Origin of the sequence: Leptospira noumeaensis (assembly GCF_004770765.1) — a bacterium.
In the GTDB taxonomy this organism is placed as follows: Bacteria; Spirochaetota; Leptospiria; order Leptospirales; family Leptospiraceae; genus Leptospira_A; species Leptospira_A noumeaensis.
This window is the reverse complement of record NZ_RQFK01000026.1, coordinates 420,558-438,169: the sequence shown is the minus strand read 5'-3', so window position 1 is coordinate 438,169 and position 17,612 is coordinate 420,558. Positions and strand designations below refer to the sequence as shown.

Here is a 17,612-nt window from a genome sequence, read left to right as displayed (position 1 = left end):
CTTCCCGAGCAATTCGGTGGAACCACCAATTGCCCGGAAAAAGGGGAAATTTAACGGTTTGCGATGAAACAATCAATCCCATCGTATTTCAATTTAGATTTGAGAGATTCGGCTTTTGTACGGTCTGCAAAATCCCCAACTTGAACTACAAACTTTCCATCTCTGGGAGTCACGAATACGGCTTGGTTGTATTCAGATTTCATGTTTTCTTGGTATTTGATTGCTCTTTCTTTTTCCTGAAACACGCCTACTTGGACAGTGAATCCCTTCCCGGCTGCAATTGGTTTTACAGCACCCGGTTTTACCGGTGTGAGTTTTTCTGGTTTGGTTGGAGCATCATCCAAAAGGTCAGCGTCATCTAAATCATCTGCCAGATCATCTTCGCCTTTTTTGAGAACTTTGATTCCAACTTTAGTAATCCCTTTATCTTTGAACTCTAATAGTTCCGCAGTTTTTTCGGATACATCAACAATACGTTCATCTACAAATGGCCCACGGTCATTGATACGTACCACTGCCTCTTTATTGTTTTCTAAGTTTTGGATTTTGACCACAGTTCCAATTGGCAAGGTTCTATGAGCCCCTGTCATTTTCATTCGGTCGAATGGTTCCCCACTGGCTGTAGGTCTACCTTGGAATTTTTGTCCATACCAAGAAGACAATCCAACTTCATCAAACTGGATTGCCGGTTTTTTTGTTGGAATGGCCGCAGCAGTCACTGGCGCTGCATTTTTCGAATTAGAATCTAAATCATCAATGATGGACCGGGCCACTGGGTCTTCCGACTTTGTGTTGCTCGTCTGTTTTGACTTTCCTGAACGTTCAAAAAATATATCTTCCGGATCGCCGGAAGCGCTATAATCTCTTCGGGTAGCATCTGCAGAACTGCAGGATACTAACCACAATATCATGGATATAAGAATGAGTCTTTGCATAACTTTCCCCTTTCCTCTGGACTCTTGTGTGTACCTTTCGGATGGTTTTTCCAATCTCCTGATAAATTTTCTTTGGGGAGAATCATTTCTGAAACGATAATGGGTCTGTATGGCACAAGAAATCCAATCTCTATTCAATGAGGCTGTCCGTTTAGAGCGAAACGGAGAGTGGGATCGTGCCGAGACCCAATACAAAGTTTTACTGGAAAAAGATCCAAATTATCATTTGGCCTTACAAAACTTAGGGGTTATATACGCCAAACAAGGAAAACATGCAGAAGCCATTCCTTTGTTTTCTAAAGCCTACAAACTCCACGCAAATGTTAAAAATTGTTATAATTTAGCAGTTTCTCTTTACAAACATGAGGAAACAGAAAAAGCCATTAGTTTTTTAAAACAAACACTGACTTTTGAAAAGAAGTTTATTTCTGCGCATCTACTACTCGCACAAGCCTATCAGAAGTTAGGCAATGATGAAAAAACCGAAGTATATCTCACCAATGTCATTAAAATCGAACCAGATCACAAATCAGCTTTAGGAGGGCTTGCGATGTTTTATTATGAAAGGAATCGTTTTCCAGAAAGTTTAAAAATGATTGAACGTTATTTGATTCTTTATCCTGGAAATGCTCAATTAAAAATCATCCAATCCGAAATCCTTTCGAAACAAGGAAATTATAAAGCATCGGCTACTTTACTTGCATCTATGGTAAAAGAAGATGTAGGATTTACAAATTTTAATGATAGTTTGCAAGCAGCTTGGAAAGAAGAAGAGGGAGTGGCTCACGAAAGTTTGGCTCGGATCCAAACCAAAGCAAAAAAGAAATTAAAAGAATTCCAAACCAAATTAGAACTTTCAAAAGAGAACCCAGAAGAGTTTTCCCCGCCCGATGCACAGGAGGCTTTGGATTTAAGTTTGTTATATCTTTTCAACGGCAATCCAGAAAAAGCGATGCAATATTTGGTATTTGCACAAAAGATGAAGGAAACCACAGATCCCGACAGGCCATCTTAGATTGAAATTTCGTATCCCTTATTTTCTATTTCTTTGTTATCTTTTATTTTTATTTGGATGTAGGTATCCCATAGCCAAACAAGATGAATTGGAAACAGATACCTTATTTTTGGAACTCGCAGGTTCCAAGGCCGCTGACTGCAATGCGGAAGGGATTCGGTTGTCCAAAGCCATCCAATTGGACCAAGCGGAAACTGTTTGGGATCAGTGTATCCAGACCAATCCAAACGAAGTGGTTGTTCATTTGAATCGCCTTCGATTCTATTATTTGTTAGATGAATACGAACATCTCAAACAAAAAATTACAAGAGAAGCTCCTTCTCGTTCCTCAGTCACTTACACAACAATTCTAAAAGAATTAGAACTTCGTTTACGAAATGAGGAAAGGGTTGTATTACTGGATGCACTTTCCCGACTGAAAGGTTGGGAGTTATACTCTTACGAAGAACTAGCCAATTATTACTTACAAACAGGTAACTTTGTTTATGCGGAAGGTTATTTTAATCAGATTTTAGAAGTGGTTCCTTTCCATGAAAATGCTTTGTATGGAATGGCCGATATCCAAGTCCAAAAAAATAATTGGTATAGTTTGTTAGATTATGCAAAATCTCTTGAAGTAGCTGCCAAAAAAAATAAAGAATTTCATTATTATTTTGTAAAAGCCAATTACGAACTTGGACGTTATGAATTGGCACTCAAATGGGCGGAGTCAGCAACATCGGAAGAAAAAACACAGGTAGGTTTTTTAGAAGTTTGGCGTGATACATTACTTGTTTTAAAGGATTTTCCTAGGTGGGACAATCTTTTGCCTTACTACCGTAAGGCGGTCGAAAGGGGATACTCCGTCCCTGAGTCCGTTTTTTTTCCTACTTTATCGAAAGAGGGAAAGGATATCCGTAAGGCTTCTCGTTCCGGAAGAAGTTAAATTTAAACTTTTAAATTCTATTTGAGCTATGGATTCATTCCCTTTCCTGGCATAAATTCCAAATTTTTTCTGCTTGCCTGAGCTTAAGAACGTTATGCGTCCGAATGAATGGAATTTTATACCTCAATAGATGAATTTCGCAGGCCAAAGAGGCAAACTCTCTATCTGGAATTGGTAATTCTCCCAAAACATTTCCAAGGAAAGATTTTCTAGAAACTCCTACCATGAGCTGTGGGAATTCTAATTTTAAAATTTCTAATTCTTGTAGGACTCGAAAAGAAACCATAGGATCTTCACTTAAAAAAAATCCCATCCCTGGATCGAAATAAAGCGCCGATTCTGGAATTTCCATGGCAACCAAATCGGAACGACGGTCACGAAAAAAAGCCTGGATTTTTCTAACTACTTTTTCGGACGTTAGGTTAGATTTATTTTTCGCAATATTTCTGTTATGCGAATGCATGATGATGAGTTTTAATTCTGGGTATTTTTTTGTATAAGAACTGAGAAAACTTCGGTCACCTTCGTATGTAAATCCTGAGATGTCGTTGATACACCGAACTCCTGCCTCAATCCCTTTTTTCTGCACTGAAGGGCGGAAACTATCCAAACTGATCCGAACACCTTTCGGAACAAAATGGCGAATCACTGGTTCCACTCGGTTCCATTCTTCTTCTTCGGAAACCAAACTTGCATTGATGTTAGATGACTGACCGGAGACGTCCAACCAATCGGCTCCCTCTTGTAATAGTTTGTTTCCTTGTTGGATAGCATCGTCGGGATTTAAGAATTTTCCCCCGTCACTAAATGAGTCTGTGGTTATGTTTAAGATTCCGAAGATTTCGGCCATGAATGAGAAGGAATATCACGGAACCTACCCCTAAAAGCCTTATTTTTCCCTTGGCAGAAAATTCCGACCTGCCGATACATAGGAGAGACGGCAGATGAAAAAATACCTTATTTCCTTAATCATTTTGGTTTTCCCACTTCTGGCCCAACCTTTACCGAAAGTGAAGGATGTAAGGTTTTACCAGCCTCTGAACACTCAAAATGTGGAATATAGCCCCATCATTTCCCCTACGGGTCGGTATTTGGTTTTTCAATCCAATCGTCCCGGTGGCGAAGGGGGAATGGATATTTGGATTTCAGAAAATTTAAGTTTTCCGGATCGAATGAAATTACCTGTTTGGTCTCCGCCCAAAAATTTCCGTGAACTCAACACTACCAATTTTGAAGGGATGTTTTCCATACTTTTTGATGAAGAGGAAAAACCGTACGAATTGTACTTTACATCAGTTCGAGATAAATCACAAGCCGATCCGAAAAAAAACCGTGAAGGTTACGATGGTCTTAATTTATATTATACAAAAATAAATCAAAGAACGGGTCTTTGGTCAGTGCCGATTCATTTGAATGAGGTAAACTCTCATTTTGAAGACAAAATGCCTGCAGTTTCACCTGATGGTTGTTCGATGGTATTTTCCTCGAACCGACCAGGGGGAATGGGAGGTTTTGATTTATGGATTTCCAAACGAGAGCCAACAACGGTAACAAAAGAAACAAATCCCGATAAACCTAAAATTAGATGTAGGGATGGGGTTTGGCAAAAACCTATTTCAGTGGGAACGGCCATCAATACAAAGGATGATGAAATTAGTCCCAGTTATCACTGGGATGGATTACGTTTGTATTTTAGTTCCAATCGGGAAGATAAAAATCGTAAATTTAGTTTTTATTATTGCGAATACAATCAAATTCAAAACATATTTGAAACTCCGATCCTTTTAGGTTCACCCTTTAATACCAAAGTACAGTTGTCAGGCGAATCGACAGGATTTCCTTTTGATACACCGGCAGATTATTCCACTTATAGTCTCTGGGAAGAAAGTGATAATGAAGGAATTTCTGTTACCTTTGATGATCTATGGTTTTATTTTTCTTCCAACCGGCCAGGTGGCGAAGGTCAATTCGACATTTACCGCACGATGGTTCCAGAAGATTTACGTCGTACTTATGAATTTGTTTTTCGTGGTTTGGTTTTGGATGGATCGGAAGCCATTATGATCGGCCTCGATTCTACACTCAAAATTTATGATGATACAAGACCGATTCAAGTGATTACTTCCAAACGAATTGGTGGTGATCTTAGCACGAGTGATGCCGAAAATTTTAGAACCACAATCAAAACTGGGAAATTATACCGGGTGGAAGTCTCCTCTCCAGGATTTCATCCCACAGAGATACTTCTGGACTTGCGAGGAAATGTAGGAAAGGAAAAAGAACAATACTCTCAAATCATTCTACAACCCATCCGTCCTACAAAAGACGAACGACCTGATAAAACCATCCAAGGAATTCGATTCATCGTTAAGGATAAAAAAACAGATTTGGTGATTCCGAATGCCATTTGTTATTACTTTGATGATCTCACTAGAAAGGGAAAATCATTAGAATCAAAAGACAGCCGTTTTGATTTAGAAAAATCTCCGACTATGGATTTTGAAATTTTGGTCCGTGCCAAGGGGTTTAAGGAAGAAACTTTCCTTTTTTCCAAAGATAAAATTACGGCCATGGAAGGAAAAGAAACTGTACTTTACCTCAGAAATTTAAATGACTTTGACAATTTGTACAATACAATTATTTATTTCCCGTTCAATGAACGAACGTTGAGTGATGAAGATAAGAAAAAATTGGATCTTTTTGCAGACTTCCTCATCCAACATAAGAATGAAAAAGTTGAAATTGGTGGACATACTGATAATGTAGGGAATAAGGAATACAATATCAGTTTGAGTGAAGATAGGGCACTTTCTGTGTATCAGTACTTACGACTGAAAGCTGTTCCTAAGGAACGAATGAAGGTGCAAGCGTACCATTATTCACAGCCGATCGCTGAAAATGAAACGGAAGAAGGAAGATCACGAAATAGACGTGTGAATTTCAAAAAAATAGATTAGTTATGATCAATCGTGTAAAAATTCATTTCGACCAAGAAAGAGATTACCTTCCTTTGGAAGCGGTACGTACTTTGCCTGAGTTTTTCAAACAAATGATGATTGGAAATGGATTGTATCTAAAAGGTTATGATACTTTGATTCGTGTGAAGTTCAAAGGGGAAAGACCGGACGGGGCACATATTTGGGAACTGGAAACCATTCCTGAGTTAATCGAAACTATTTTTACGATCCAAGCCACCCCTCAATTTCATGTTGAAGTGGATTATGAATTGATCAACCAAAAGGACAACCTCCTTCTCGGCAAAATCATTGATAGAAGACAAACGTATACAACTAGACAAGATCCTCGAAATGAAAAGGTTCGTGGGAATGCTGTTGCATCCAATTTTTTAGTTGCAAAAACAAATATAGATTTTTCAAAACTAACTGGCGTTAGCTCGCAGGTAATCCTTTCCGATATCCAACGAACAGTTTTAAAAAATTATCCTCAATCAAAAGTGGTTTTTCTTTCAGGGACAATTCATAGTGATGAAATTGATTTGATGAAGGAACATAAAAAACCTATTTTTATTTTAGATACGGAAACATTCGAATCTTATCCTTCTGAAGATGTATTCGATCCTAAAAAAACTTTTGAAGATGAGTTTTTGTTGGATGATAAAATCCAAGAATACAAAAAGAAAAAAATAAGTTCCTATATTTATTATCCTTTATTCATCCAAATGAAGGACATGCATTTTTTTGCATATCTTTCGCTAGAAACAGAACGGACGGGGATTCCTAGTGAAGTTTTGGATTTGTTTAAAGAGGTTGAACGTACGTTTCAAGAAAGAATTATGGACTCAAACACCCATATTCTTGATATCAAACAAAACGTACTCAATGTTTCCAGAGGCGGAGTAGCCTTGGAAGTCAACGATATGGAAATTATCAAAGCACTGAAAGTGAAACCAACATTTACCCTGGATATCAATTTCAAATTGCAGGCACCGATTCGGATGGCGATAGAATTACGACATCTAGAAGAGGTGAATGACTATTATCGATTGGGTGGAAGGATCACAGGTGTCAGCGGAGATAAAAAGGCCAAAGAGATTTACCACAGTCTCATTGAATTTTTTGGCTGATCTAACGCGGGTTCAATAGGGGCCAAAATTGAAAGAACAAAAACTAACAACAGAAAACTATAAAGGCACTCGGGATTTTTACCCTGAGGATATGCGCCTTCGAAACTACTTATTTTCAGTGATGAAAGATGTCGCGAGGTCATATGGATATGAAGAATATGATGGCCCAATGGTCGAATCTTTGGATTTATACAGGGCTAAAACTGGCGAAGAAATAGTCGGAAAACAGATTTATAATTTTATCGATAAGGGAGATCGTGAAGTAGCGATTCGACCTGAGATGACTCCAACTGTAGCAAGGATGGTGGCAAAAAAATTACGCGACCTTCCTCGTCCCATTCGTTGGTTTTCCATTCCTAACCTTTGGCGATACGAACAACCGGGCCATGGTCGCCTCCGTGAACATTGGCAATTGAATGTCGACATGTTTGGTGTGACAAGTCAGAGGGCTGAATTAGAAATTTTATCTTTAGCTTGTGATATTCTTTTTGCATTTGGTGCACCCAAAAATAGTTTTAAAGTGACTATTTCCCATAGATCCCTTCTCGATGAATTTTTGTTAGATGGTCTTAAGGTAAGTCCGAACCAAGCTCATGAAGTTTCCAAGATTTTAGACAAAAAAAATAAAATTACAGAAGATGAATATACGGCTCTTGTTTCGAAAACCATCCCTAACGACCCAACAGCAGTTTCAAAGATAAACCTGTTTCTTGCAGCCACCACGGATACTCTCGGCCAAATTCCTGGAATCAAAGAAGAAACTAGAAACACAATCCAAACATTGTTTGAGGATTTAAAAACCATTGGATTGGATGATATTGTTTATTTTGATCCTTCCGTTGTTCGTGGTTTTGACTATTATACAGGTTTTATTTTTGAAATATTTGATACTTCTCCAAAAAACAAACGTTCGTTATACGGTGGTGGAAGGTATGATAATTTAATTGGTTTGTTTTCAAACGAAGAACTTTCTGGAATTGGATTTGGACTTGGTGATGTAACCCTTCAGAATTTTTTAACTGCACACAATTTGTTACCAAACTTTGCGAATGATTCTACTGTTTATATTCCTCTTTTGGATGAATCTTCTTTTGCAGAAAATCATAACTTTGCAAAAGCACTACGTAAAGAAAAGATTGCAGCTGAGGTGTCCTTAGTTTCTCAAAAAATGGGAAAACAACTTTCTTATGCCGAAAAAAAAGGATACCGATGGATTTTACTTCGAGGTGAAGATGAAATCAAAGCAGGCACAGTGACCTTAAAAGATATGGCGACTCGCAACCAATGGACTTCTTCTTTTTCGGAAGCACTTCAAAAGATAAAAGAAGAGCTTTCTAAATGAATTTGATTTCTGCTATTGATTTAAAGTTTTCGACTTGGATCCAAAAAAATCTCCACCACCCAAAACTCAGTTGGGTTTTGTCTCGGGTCAACCGTGGAGAAATGTTTGCTCTTGTTTTGTTGCCACTTATGTTTTTAAGTGATCTGTACAAACCAGTTTACATGAGTTTACCCTTTGTCTTGGTTTTTACTTACTTAACCGATCGTTTGGTTTTGGTTCTAAAAAAATACTTCGCTAGAAAACGTCCCCTAGTCAGTGTTATGGGAAAAGTGGATTCTAATCCAGATATGAAACATTCTTTCCCTTCGGCACATAGCGCAAATTCTATTGTTGTCTCAACAATTTTAGTTTTTGCCTTTCATGAGACCCCGTATTTCTTTTTTTTCAGTTTGTTTGCTGGTGTGGGTAGACTTGTTACCTTACACCATTTTGTGAGTGATATTGTGGGAGGATGGATCATTGGTTTTGGAATTGGACTGATTGCCGTTTTAATTCATTTTTACCTTTGGTCTTATTGTTTGACTTTATGAAACAGATTGGATATTTTCTTTCCTTTTTAATTGTTTATTTATTTTATTTTCCATTTAAAATTCTTCCGTATAAATGGTGTTTGGCGTATGGTGTTTTTTTAACCAAACTGATTTATCCTCTGGATAAAAAACATAGAAAGGTCGCAGCGGATAACATTCGTTTTGCATTTCCTGCTTATACTGAAGATCAAATTTTTAACTTGGTGAATGCTCATTATCGTCATTTGGGTATCCTTCTTGCTCATACACTTTGGGCACCACGAATGACTAGAAAGTGGTTACAAGAAAACTTAATTGTTGATGCTGAAAGTTTAAAAATTGAAGAAGAAACTAAAAAACAAGGAGTTGGAGTGATTTTGATTTCTGGTCACTTTGGCACTTGGGAAATTTTAGTTCAATTTTTAGGAATTCGTATGAAGGGTGGGGGAATTTACAAAAAAGTAAGAAACCCTTTCGTGGATCAGTTACTCCGTCGGATGCGTTCTAAAAATGGAGTGGTACTTGTTCCCGTCCAAGAATCTACTCAAGTCATTAAACTTCTCAAACAAGGTTATTGGATTGGATTTGGTGCGGATCAGAATGCTGGGAAAGCTGGAATTTTTGTTCCGTTTATGAATAGACAAGCCTCTACTTTTGTTGGTCCAGCACTTATGGCATACTTAACCGGTGCTAAGATGTTATATTATTCTGTGTTAGCTGGCGAAGGTGGAAAGGTGATTGTTCGTGTTAAGGATTTAGGTTTTGTTGATAAAAAACTCTATCCTTCCAAAGACGATGTGATTCGACATTATACAGAACTTTGGACAAAAACTTTGGAAGAAGAAGTGAAGTTGTTTCCGGAACAATACTTTTGGGTTCATCGTCGTTGGAGAACCCAACCACAAGTCACCGAAAACAACCAATAACGGAAGGGAAAGATTAGAATTTTAAAAGTAAAAGCCTAATCTTTCCAAAGCCAATCTTAAATCTCGGAGTTATTCTCCGAGAAGTGCGAGTGTAGGTTTGTGACGAATGACTCCATTATCAGCAATCATACATGCATTGATGATTTCGTCTTCTAAGTTGATGTTAAATTGTTTTTCCTTATTCACAAAAAGTTTTAGGAAGTTCACAATGTTCTTTGCATACATTTTACTTGCATCCATTGGTTGTGTACTTTGAAGGTTGGAATTTCCAATCACAGTGATGCCTTTGTAAACAATCGTTTTATCGTTTTCAGTCACTTCACAGTTACCACCATTCACAGCTGCTAAGTCAACAATCACAGAACCTTGTCTCATTTTATCTACCATATCTTTGGTGATGAGTAGAGGAGCTTTTTTTCCAGGAATGAGAGCTGTTGTGATAATGATATCTGCTTTTTCAGCATACTTTGCAATGGCTTCTTTTTGACGGCGTTGGTAATCTTCCGATTGTTCAACCGCATAACCACCAGTATTCGATGCATCAGCTGCACCTTCTACTTCCACAAATTTTGCACCTAGTGACATACACTGTTCTTTCACTTCTGGTCTTGTATCAAATACATCAACCACTGCTCCTAGTCGGCGAGAAGTCGCAATGGCTTGGAGTCCTGCAACACCGGCTCCAAGGATAAGAACTCTAGCGGGAGTAATGGTTCCTGCAGCTGTTGTTAACATCGGGAAAAAACGGCTATAGTTGGATGCGGCAAGTAATACTGCTTTGTATCCAGAAACAGTTGCTTGGCTACTCAGAACATCCATGGATTGTGCCCGAGTGATTCGTGGGATTGTGTCCATTGAGAAAATTTTAAACGAAGCGTTTGCGATTTCTTTTACTTTTTTAGGAAAAGCAAGAGGAGAAAGTGTAGCAATGTAGAGTTTGTCTTTCCCAATTTTTTTCGCACTGGTTTCATCCAATGTATGGATAGAAACAACGATGTCTGATCCTGAAAGAATTGAATCTCTGGATTCTACTGTTGCTCCAACATCTTTATAATCTTGGTCGGAGAAAAATGCATTGTCCCCTGCAGTTGTTTCAACGGAAACAGTGAAACCTAACTTTTTTAAAGGATCAACAACATCCGGAGTGATTGCCACTCGGTTTTCATACGATGGTTCTTTGATTACGCCTATTTTCATTTTATACTCTTTTGCTAAAATATTCGATGGTTTTTTTTACGCCTTCCACGAGCGGGACGGTCGTTGAATAATTCAATTTTTCTTTCGCCAAACTTAAGTTTGGTTTTCTCCTGGTTGGATCATCTTGAGGGAGTGGAAGGTAAATGATTTTTGACTTACTTCCTGTTTCTTTGATCACAAGTTCTGCCAATTCCTTTACTGTGAATTCACCTTCATTTCCTAAGTTGACTGGTCCAATGAAGTTGTCTGTGTTCATCATAGTAATGATCCCACGAACTAAATCATCGACATAACAAAAGGAACGAGTTTGGCTTCCATCACCGTAAATGGTTATGTTTTCTCCACGTAACGCTTGTACGATGAAGTTACTCACCACACGGCCGTCGTCAGGAATCATTCTTGGGCCATATGTATTAAAAATACGAATCACGCGAATGTCTACACCATGTTGGCGGTGGTAATCGAAACATAATGTTTCAGCAACACGTTTTCCTTCATCATAACAACTGCGAATTCCTATGGTATTGACATTACCCCAATAGGATTCTGTTTGCGGGTGTTCGAGAGGGTTTCCATAAACTTCGGAAGTACTGGCTTGTAGGATTCGGGCCTTCACTCGTTTGGCAAGTCCGAGCATATTGGTCATACCCAAAACATTGGTTTTGATGGTTTTGATAGGATTACTTTGATAGTGTACGGGAGAGGCCGGACATGCCATATTGTAGATCTCATCCACTTCCAACTTGATGGGATCCGTGATGTCGTGGCGGATCAGTTCAAAGTTCGGATTTGAGAGAAGGTGGGTGAGGTTTTCCTTTCGTCCGGTGTGGAAATTGTCCAATACAATGATTTGGTTCCCAGCGTTCAAAAGAGTTTCTGCTAAATGAGAACCGATGAATCCGGCTCCACCTGTGATAAGGATTCTTTTTGCCATTGAGATTCTATATTTATGAAGTCGGTGTCCTCGGCAAATGAAAATTTGTGAGAAGGACTAGGGGTTGTTGTCTTTGGGAGGGAAGTCCTGGAACAAATTGGGGGGCAAAACGATCCCACTTTCGGGATCCACACCGCGTTTTTCCAACCAAAGTTTTGCTTCTGGAGATAGATCACCCGGGAACCTTTCGAACGACTCTTCCATTTCCGGAAAATCATGAGATTCTTCGTGGCCGAGCGAACTTCGTAGAGACATAAAAATAATTCCGATGCTAAGAAGTGACCAAAGTGTCGCGATCATATAACCAAGTACCACAACCACAGTGGGAACTTCCTGGTTTTGTAAATCTTCTGGTCCAAGACCCGCCATCCAAAAGGCAAGGATTCCGGCGTCGGTTTCTGTTAATCTTTCTGCAAAATCAGAGAGATCATAAAGGGAATAGAGAGAGATACTAGTTCCTAAAAAAACTAAGGAAAGGATGGAAATGGTTTCACCTAACATTCCAGTGACAAGAATTCCCACTCCCCAGAAAATTCCTGTGAGATAAGCAAGGTCACCTAGTTTAGAATAAAGGACACTGACAGAGATCAGAAACAATCCTAACAAAATCATTGTTTGGCGAGCATGGCGGCCTTGGAATCCAAGGCGTAACAAAAAAGCTCCGACAAGCGAAGAACCAATGTAACCGGCAGAAACTACTAAAATAAAGGAACCGCGAAAGGAAGCAGGAACAGCTATGGTTTCCCCACCTTCATTTCCATGAAGGGCGATTCCTTTGACAACACCCCCACTAAATAAGGCTGCTGTGGCATGACAAATTTCATGTATGAGTACAACGAATTCTTTGAGGTAAGAAGTGAATTGGTGATCCCAAAACGCCACTAAACTCAAAATCAAAGAGAGAAAAATGACAAACTTAACCGGTTTTTCTGCCATCATCTATTTAAATATCGGCTAGTTGGGTGTAAAAGAAAGACCAATAAATGTAATATCATCCGATTGTTCCCTGTTCCCGCGAAAATTTGTCATTTTTGTTTCGAGTAGGGGAGGGATTTCTTTTACAGTTTTTTGTGCATTAAAATGTAAAAATTCAATTAAAGTTTCTTCACCAAAAATCTCATCTCGTTCACTAAAGGCTTCGGTGATCCCATCCGAATAAAGGAAAAGTTTGGTTCCAGGGATTAATTTTAATTCTTGGGCATGGTAATCCGTTTCTAAAATTCCGAGAACACGCTGTGTTTTAGAATGTAATTTGATTTGTCCATCGGCCCGCATCTCAATGAGAGAAAGATGACCTGCATTGACATACTTAAAAATATTTTCTTTGGAATCAAAAATCCCACCGAGGAGAGTCATAAATTCGTTTCCTTTATACCTTGCGCGGAAAAACGAATTGATTTCACGAAACAATCCTTCGAGTGAAGTCCCATTTCGTAATTGTTCTCTCACAATTCCTTTGATGGCACTGACTAAAAATCCGGTTCCTAGTCCATGTCCCGCAACGTCACCTAACAAAACAATCATTTTGGTTTGGGAAATAGGAATGATGTCTAAATAATCTCCTGAAATTCCTACAGCAGGTTTAGAAATATATCCGTAATCAATCCCTTTGACTTCACTAGGTAAAATGAGCCTGAGTGTGTTGTCGACAATGGATGCGGTTTGGATGTCCCTTACGATTTTACGTTTTTGAATTTCATCTTCTAACAGACTATAGTTTTCGAGTAACATCCCTGAAATTTTCACTACTTCGTTGATGAATTTTAATTCTCCAATGGAGAAATATTTTTTATCTAACTTCTCACCGATTAAAATCATCGCTTGGATGTTTTTTTTGTTCGAAGAAGAATCATAAGCAGGAAATGCCAATTGGACATTCAGTCCTTTTAAAAAATTATATAATGTTTCGCGTAAGCCAATTCCATATTCAAGATGAGAAGTTACCGTAACACGATCAGTACTTGTAAAAAAATTCCAAATTTCCGACTGAGGTGAGATACGCACAAAATCAATGTTCCGAAGGTCTGTACTTGCGAATTGATCTCCCGGAATTAAGATGATGATGTTGGAAATATTAACCGTTTCTTTTACCGTTCGATTGATGGTAAGGATGGTTTTTCGCATTGAAAGCGGAGAAGATAAAAGTGCTGTGATTTTGTTAATTCCCTCACTTAACTTTGGGTTTTGTTCAAAAAACCAATAATCAAAAAATTCTTTGACCCTTAGTTTGAGAGGGATGAGATAAGCTGTGACTAAAAACAGATAAATTAAGTTAAATACCCATCTATCCTTTAGGTAACGAACAGGTAGAACAAAATCAAAAATAAAAATGGAGCCAATGTAAGTTCCCAAAATGATCAAAACCAAAATGAGAGTTACGATACTGGGTGTAAAAATAACTAATGAGGGAACAAATGTATAACGGTAAGTACCATAAAAGAAAGAAAGTATAAATAAAAAATAGGTAACTATAATAAAAGATCTATGGATAAAAAACCAAGGGTTTCTATCAAAAAAGAGAGTGCTAACCGGAAGTGATACATAAAGAAAAATCGAAAGTACAAGGATGATCCGTTTGACTAATGCTTCCTCTCTTGGTTTTGATTTGATGATCTCGTAAATATTTGCAAAGATATTGATTGAGCCAAATAGGATTGTGATTGCATGTGCCACTAATACGATTCTGTCGATTAATAACATATCGGATTTTTCTTGTGAAGCAATCATTGCCATGATAAATGAAATGAGAATTTGTGGTAACAACCATTTGGAATTGATTTCTTTACCTCTGAGTCTGTAGATCAAATGGTATTGGAGAAAACTTCCTAAATAAAGTGTCAGTATAAACAAAAAGATGGAATTTTTGAATGTGAGTACAAATACATTGGAAAGAATGACAAGTCCAAAGTTGAGAAAAAAACCAAATATTAAAGCATCCCTTGTGGAATAATAAAAGTAAACGGCAATTGCTAAACTAAAAAAAGCCAAAAATAAATCAGAAAAAAAGACTCCGAGAACATCCGTTTTGCGAAGCGTTGTGAGTTTGAAATTTTCCTCATAAATTTCCCCATCGGTTTTTTTGATATGTAAGGGATAAGAATCTATATTTGTAAAATCAGTAATGGATTCAAATTTTTCTAAATCTTCCTGAACCACTGAATTTCCCCAGTGGGCCCGGTTCCCCTCTCCGATATTTACGATCAGACCTGAAGGATAATGATAAAAAGGAAGTCTTTTGTTGTTATTTTGAAACCCAATAAAAGCAAAAAGTAAGATTAAAAAAAACAAAAGAAAAGAGAGTATGGTAATTGTTAGTTCTCTCATTTGATTTCTGGCTCTTCATAATAAAATTTGAGTACGGGTTCACCACGTTGTTGGATGATGATGGGGCCTTTGTCCATATTGATCATGTTTTTCCATCCCATACTCGCAACAACTTCCTCGGAATTTCTAGTAATCCGAAATTGTTTTCCTTCTTGTACTATATAGAGTTCGGAATGTCCAATTTTTCCAATGATCATCTCGTAGTTTTCTTTCCAATCTAACTTTTGAAAGGTGGCTTGGATCAATGCTTTGATATCAGAAAAACCTTTAAGAATCCGAAGCCTAGACTGAGAATACACTACTCCTAAAATATAAGAAAGAATGATTCCAATATGTTGGTAAGATTTACCCGCGTTTAGAATCACGAAAAACCAACTACCATCTTCCACTTGGAAAAACTCGATTAGGTTTCGATTTGTTCTTTTGAATGCTGTAATTTTCCAACCAAGAAGTTCAGGAATGGTTCCTGTTTCCAAAAGGTTTTGTACGCGAACAGCATACTCAGCTTCCTTTTGGTATTTTTTATTTTCCGAAATATGATAAGAGAGAATGTGATTGTGAATGGTAAGTGCCGATTGCCCAGCAAGCAAGGACAAACTATGTGCCGCTTCTTGATTAGGAATGTTGGATACCGCTATAAATCCAAATAATTTTTCGCGGAAAATAAAAGGATAAATATAGTTTGCGTGCAATTCCATAAAGTCGTTATTGATGTTTTCATAAGAATAGGTTTCTGCAACAGAGGCACCGTTTCTTTTGCTAAGTAAGAAAGATTGGAAACTTGCTTTTACCGTAATGTCTTTTGTCGGACTTAGTTTTTTTTGGCGACCTCGAAAGTAAGAGTGAAATGCAAAAGTTCCATTTTGGGTGAGGACACCCATGGTTCCCGAATGACTTCCTGTGATTTTTACCATATCCGGAAAAACGTTTTTCACGAGTGCATCAAAGTTAAATCGTTTGATGGCTTGCCTATAGGATTCCGCATCTTCTGTCAGATACTCTGATAAAAATCTGGTTCGAATGTAACGGGTGAGTCTTTCAATGATGGGAAGGTATAAAATAAGAGCAAATGCACTGGTAAGTAACAATGCAAGTTCCAAACGATAAGACATCTGTTCTGGAATCTGAGAAAGAATCAGAAAGTAAGAAAGGTAAACGAGTAAAATAAACAAAGTACGAGTGAATAGATTAGTCACCGATAGTTTTAATTGATAACTAGAAGGTAAAAAATATTTTAAAGTACTTTTGAATTTGTTAGAATTCATGTTGTATAGTAAGCGTTTTCCTGAATATATCCTTCGGTAAAATCACAACTCCAAAAAGTTTTTTGAAAAGATCCTGTATTTAAAATGACTGAAATATGGATTTCTTCATTTGATTTTAGATATTCGGCTAACTTTGTTTTGGTGTCGTTGTCAGCTCCCTTAACAGAAATTCCACCTAATTGGATTTCTAGATGATCGTAGGGAATGGGTTCATCAAATACTTTTCCGATTGCCATCACAAACCTGCCCCAGTTGGGATCTCCGCCATAAATTGCAGTTTTCACAAGAGGAGAATTGAGGATGGACTTTCCAATTTTTGTGACTTGTGCATCATCTCTTCCTTCAGAAACAGTCAGTTCGATGAGTTTCGAAGCGCCTTCTCCATCACGGGCAATCATTTTAGAAAGGTCGGTTGCGATTTCTTTTAAATGAGATTCAAAAACATCATCAGGGATGGTTCCAAGAACACCCGAACACATCAGTACCACGGTATCACTTGTGGAAGTATCAGAATCAATGGTGACACAATTGTAAGTTACATCCACAACTCGTTTTAAAATCCCTTGAAGGTCACCAGATTCAGGAAGGTAATCGCAAAAAATATAAGACAACATGGTTGCCATATTTGGTTCAATCATCCCCGCACCTTTGGCAATTCCATACATGACACCTTCACTTGTTTGGTTTGTCATTGTACGATAGGAGATTTTTTTACGAGTGTCCGTGGTCATTATGGCTTCCGCCACTTCTTCTAAATTCCCTAATTTTAAATCTGCTTTTGCCGTAGAACAAGCGTTAAGGATTTTTTCGATGGGAAGGGGAACACCAATCACTCCAGTGGAGGAAGGAAGAATGTCTCTTTCAGGGATTCCTAAAGATTTTCCAAGTTCCGTACAAATTGCATAAGAATTTTTGATTCCTTGTTCCCCCGTGGCAACATTGGAGTTTTTAGAATTGATGACAATGGCTTGGAGGTAACCATCTTTGATATGGTCTCGGCCTACATAAATGGGAGCTCCAGGAAAATTATTCCTAGTGAATACAGCGGCAGCCTTACATCGATTTTCCGAATATATAACTGCAAAATCTAAACTTGTGTCTTTGATCCCTATGTTTTTGCCGAAGGAATAAAATCCCAATGGAAACTTCATAAATA

The 17,612-nt window shown here is 38.0% G+C and carries 15 protein-coding genes; 7 read left to right on the top strand and 8 right to left on the bottom strand.

Annotated elements, in window-relative coordinates; translation table 11 throughout:
• Positions 1-50: 50 nt before the first annotated feature.
• Complete coding sequence (gene mpl36 / locus EHQ24_RS10155) at positions 51-935, bottom strand: RlpA family plasminogen-binding lipoprotein MPL36 (RefSeq protein WP_135601530.1); 885 nt, start codon at positions 933-935, stop codon at positions 51-53.
• A 109-nt stretch (positions 936-1,044) separates the two neighbouring features.
• Between mpl36 and EHQ24_RS10150 the strand changes: the two genes are divergently transcribed.
• Together EHQ24_RS10150 and EHQ24_RS10145 are read left to right on the top strand one after the other, a co-directional pair.
• The gene (locus tag EHQ24_RS10150) at positions 1,045-1,950 is read left to right on the top strand and encodes a tetratricopeptide repeat protein (RefSeq protein ID WP_135601529.1); all 906 of its coding nucleotides are present in this window, start codon (positions 1,045-1,047) and stop codon (positions 1,948-1,950) included.
• A 1-nt stretch (position 1,951) separates the two neighbouring features.
• On the top strand, positions 1,952-2,875 hold the full coding sequence (locus EHQ24_RS10145) for a tetratricopeptide repeat protein (RefSeq protein ID WP_135601528.1): 924 nt from the start codon (positions 1,952-1,954) through the stop codon (positions 2,873-2,875).
• A 34-nt stretch (positions 2,876-2,909) separates the two neighbouring features.
• Here EHQ24_RS10145 and folP read toward each other — a convergent pair whose 3' ends face one another.
• Positions 2,910-3,725, bottom strand: a complete 816-nt coding sequence (folP, locus tag EHQ24_RS10140; RefSeq protein ID WP_135601527.1) for a dihydropteroate synthase — start codon at positions 3,723-3,725, stop codon at positions 2,910-2,912.
• A 94-nt stretch (positions 3,726-3,819) separates the two neighbouring features.
• Between folP and EHQ24_RS10135 the strand changes: the two genes are divergently transcribed.
• The 5 genes from EHQ24_RS10135 to EHQ24_RS10115 are packed head-to-tail and all read left to right on the top strand — an operon-like array spanning position 3,820 to position 9,736.
• The gene (locus tag EHQ24_RS10135) at positions 3,820-5,832 is read left to right on the top strand and encodes an OmpA family protein (RefSeq protein ID WP_135601526.1); all 2,013 of its coding nucleotides are present in this window, start codon (positions 3,820-3,822) and stop codon (positions 5,830-5,832) included.
• A gap of 2 nt (positions 5,833-5,834) precedes the next feature.
• Entirely contained in the window at positions 5,835-6,959 is a 1,125-nt protein-coding gene (locus EHQ24_RS10130; protein WP_135601525.1) for a DUF1577 domain-containing protein, read from the top strand.
• 28 nt (positions 6,960-6,987) lie between these two features.
• On the top strand, positions 6,988-8,301 hold the full coding sequence (gene hisS / locus EHQ24_RS10125) for a histidine--tRNA ligase (protein ID WP_135601524.1): 1,314 nt from the start codon (positions 6,988-6,990) through the stop codon (positions 8,299-8,301).
• Positions 8,298-8,831, top strand: coding sequence for a phosphatase PAP2 family protein (locus EHQ24_RS10120; RefSeq protein WP_135601523.1), 534 nt, complete (start codon positions 8,298-8,300; stop codon positions 8,829-8,831). The genes hisS and EHQ24_RS10120 overlap by 4 nt, the downstream gene beginning before the upstream one ends.
• Entirely contained in the window at positions 8,828-9,736 is a 909-nt protein-coding gene (locus EHQ24_RS10115) for a lysophospholipid acyltransferase family protein (RefSeq protein ID WP_135601522.1), read from the top strand. Before EHQ24_RS10120 ends, EHQ24_RS10115 begins: the two co-directional genes overlap by 4 nt.
• A 69-nt stretch (positions 9,737-9,805) precedes the next feature.
• Here the strand turns inward: EHQ24_RS10115 and EHQ24_RS10110 are convergent, their stop codons facing one another.
• Genes EHQ24_RS10110 through argJ form a run of 6 tightly spaced genes read right to left on the bottom strand, consistent with a single transcriptional unit; the run spans position 9,806 to position 17,607 of the window.
• A complete protein-coding gene (locus tag EHQ24_RS10110; RefSeq protein WP_135601521.1) occupies positions 9,806-10,933 on the bottom strand; it encodes a Re/Si-specific NAD(P)(+) transhydrogenase subunit alpha in 1,128 nt (375 codons plus the stop codon).
• A gap of 1 nt (position 10,934) precedes the next feature.
• Positions 10,935-11,867 carry a UDP-glucuronic acid decarboxylase family protein gene (locus tag EHQ24_RS10105; RefSeq protein ID WP_135601520.1) on the bottom strand — a complete coding sequence of 311 codons (933 nt, stop codon included), beginning with the start codon at positions 11,865-11,867 and terminating at the stop codon, positions 10,935-10,937.
• 57 nt (positions 11,868-11,924) lie between these two features.
• A complete protein-coding gene (locus EHQ24_RS10100) occupies positions 11,925-12,803 on the bottom strand; it encodes a M50 family metallopeptidase (protein WP_244310376.1) in 879 nt (292 codons plus the stop codon).
• 18 nt (positions 12,804-12,821) lie between these two features.
• Positions 12,822-15,191 (bottom strand): PP2C family protein-serine/threonine phosphatase, encoded by a 2,370-nt coding sequence (locus tag EHQ24_RS10095; protein WP_135601518.1) that lies wholly within the window; start codon positions 15,189-15,191, stop codon positions 12,822-12,824.
• A complete protein-coding gene (locus tag EHQ24_RS10090; RefSeq protein ID WP_135601517.1) occupies positions 15,188-16,456 on the bottom strand; it encodes a hypothetical protein in 1,269 nt (422 codons plus the stop codon). The genes EHQ24_RS10095 and EHQ24_RS10090 overlap by 4 nt, the downstream gene beginning before the upstream one ends.
• Positions 16,453-17,607 (bottom strand): bifunctional glutamate N-acetyltransferase/amino-acid acetyltransferase ArgJ, encoded by a 1,155-nt coding sequence (argJ, locus tag EHQ24_RS10085; protein WP_135601516.1) that lies wholly within the window; start codon positions 17,605-17,607, stop codon positions 16,453-16,455. Before argJ ends, EHQ24_RS10090 begins: the two co-directional genes overlap by 4 nt.
• Positions 17,608-17,612 lie beyond the last annotated feature (5 nt).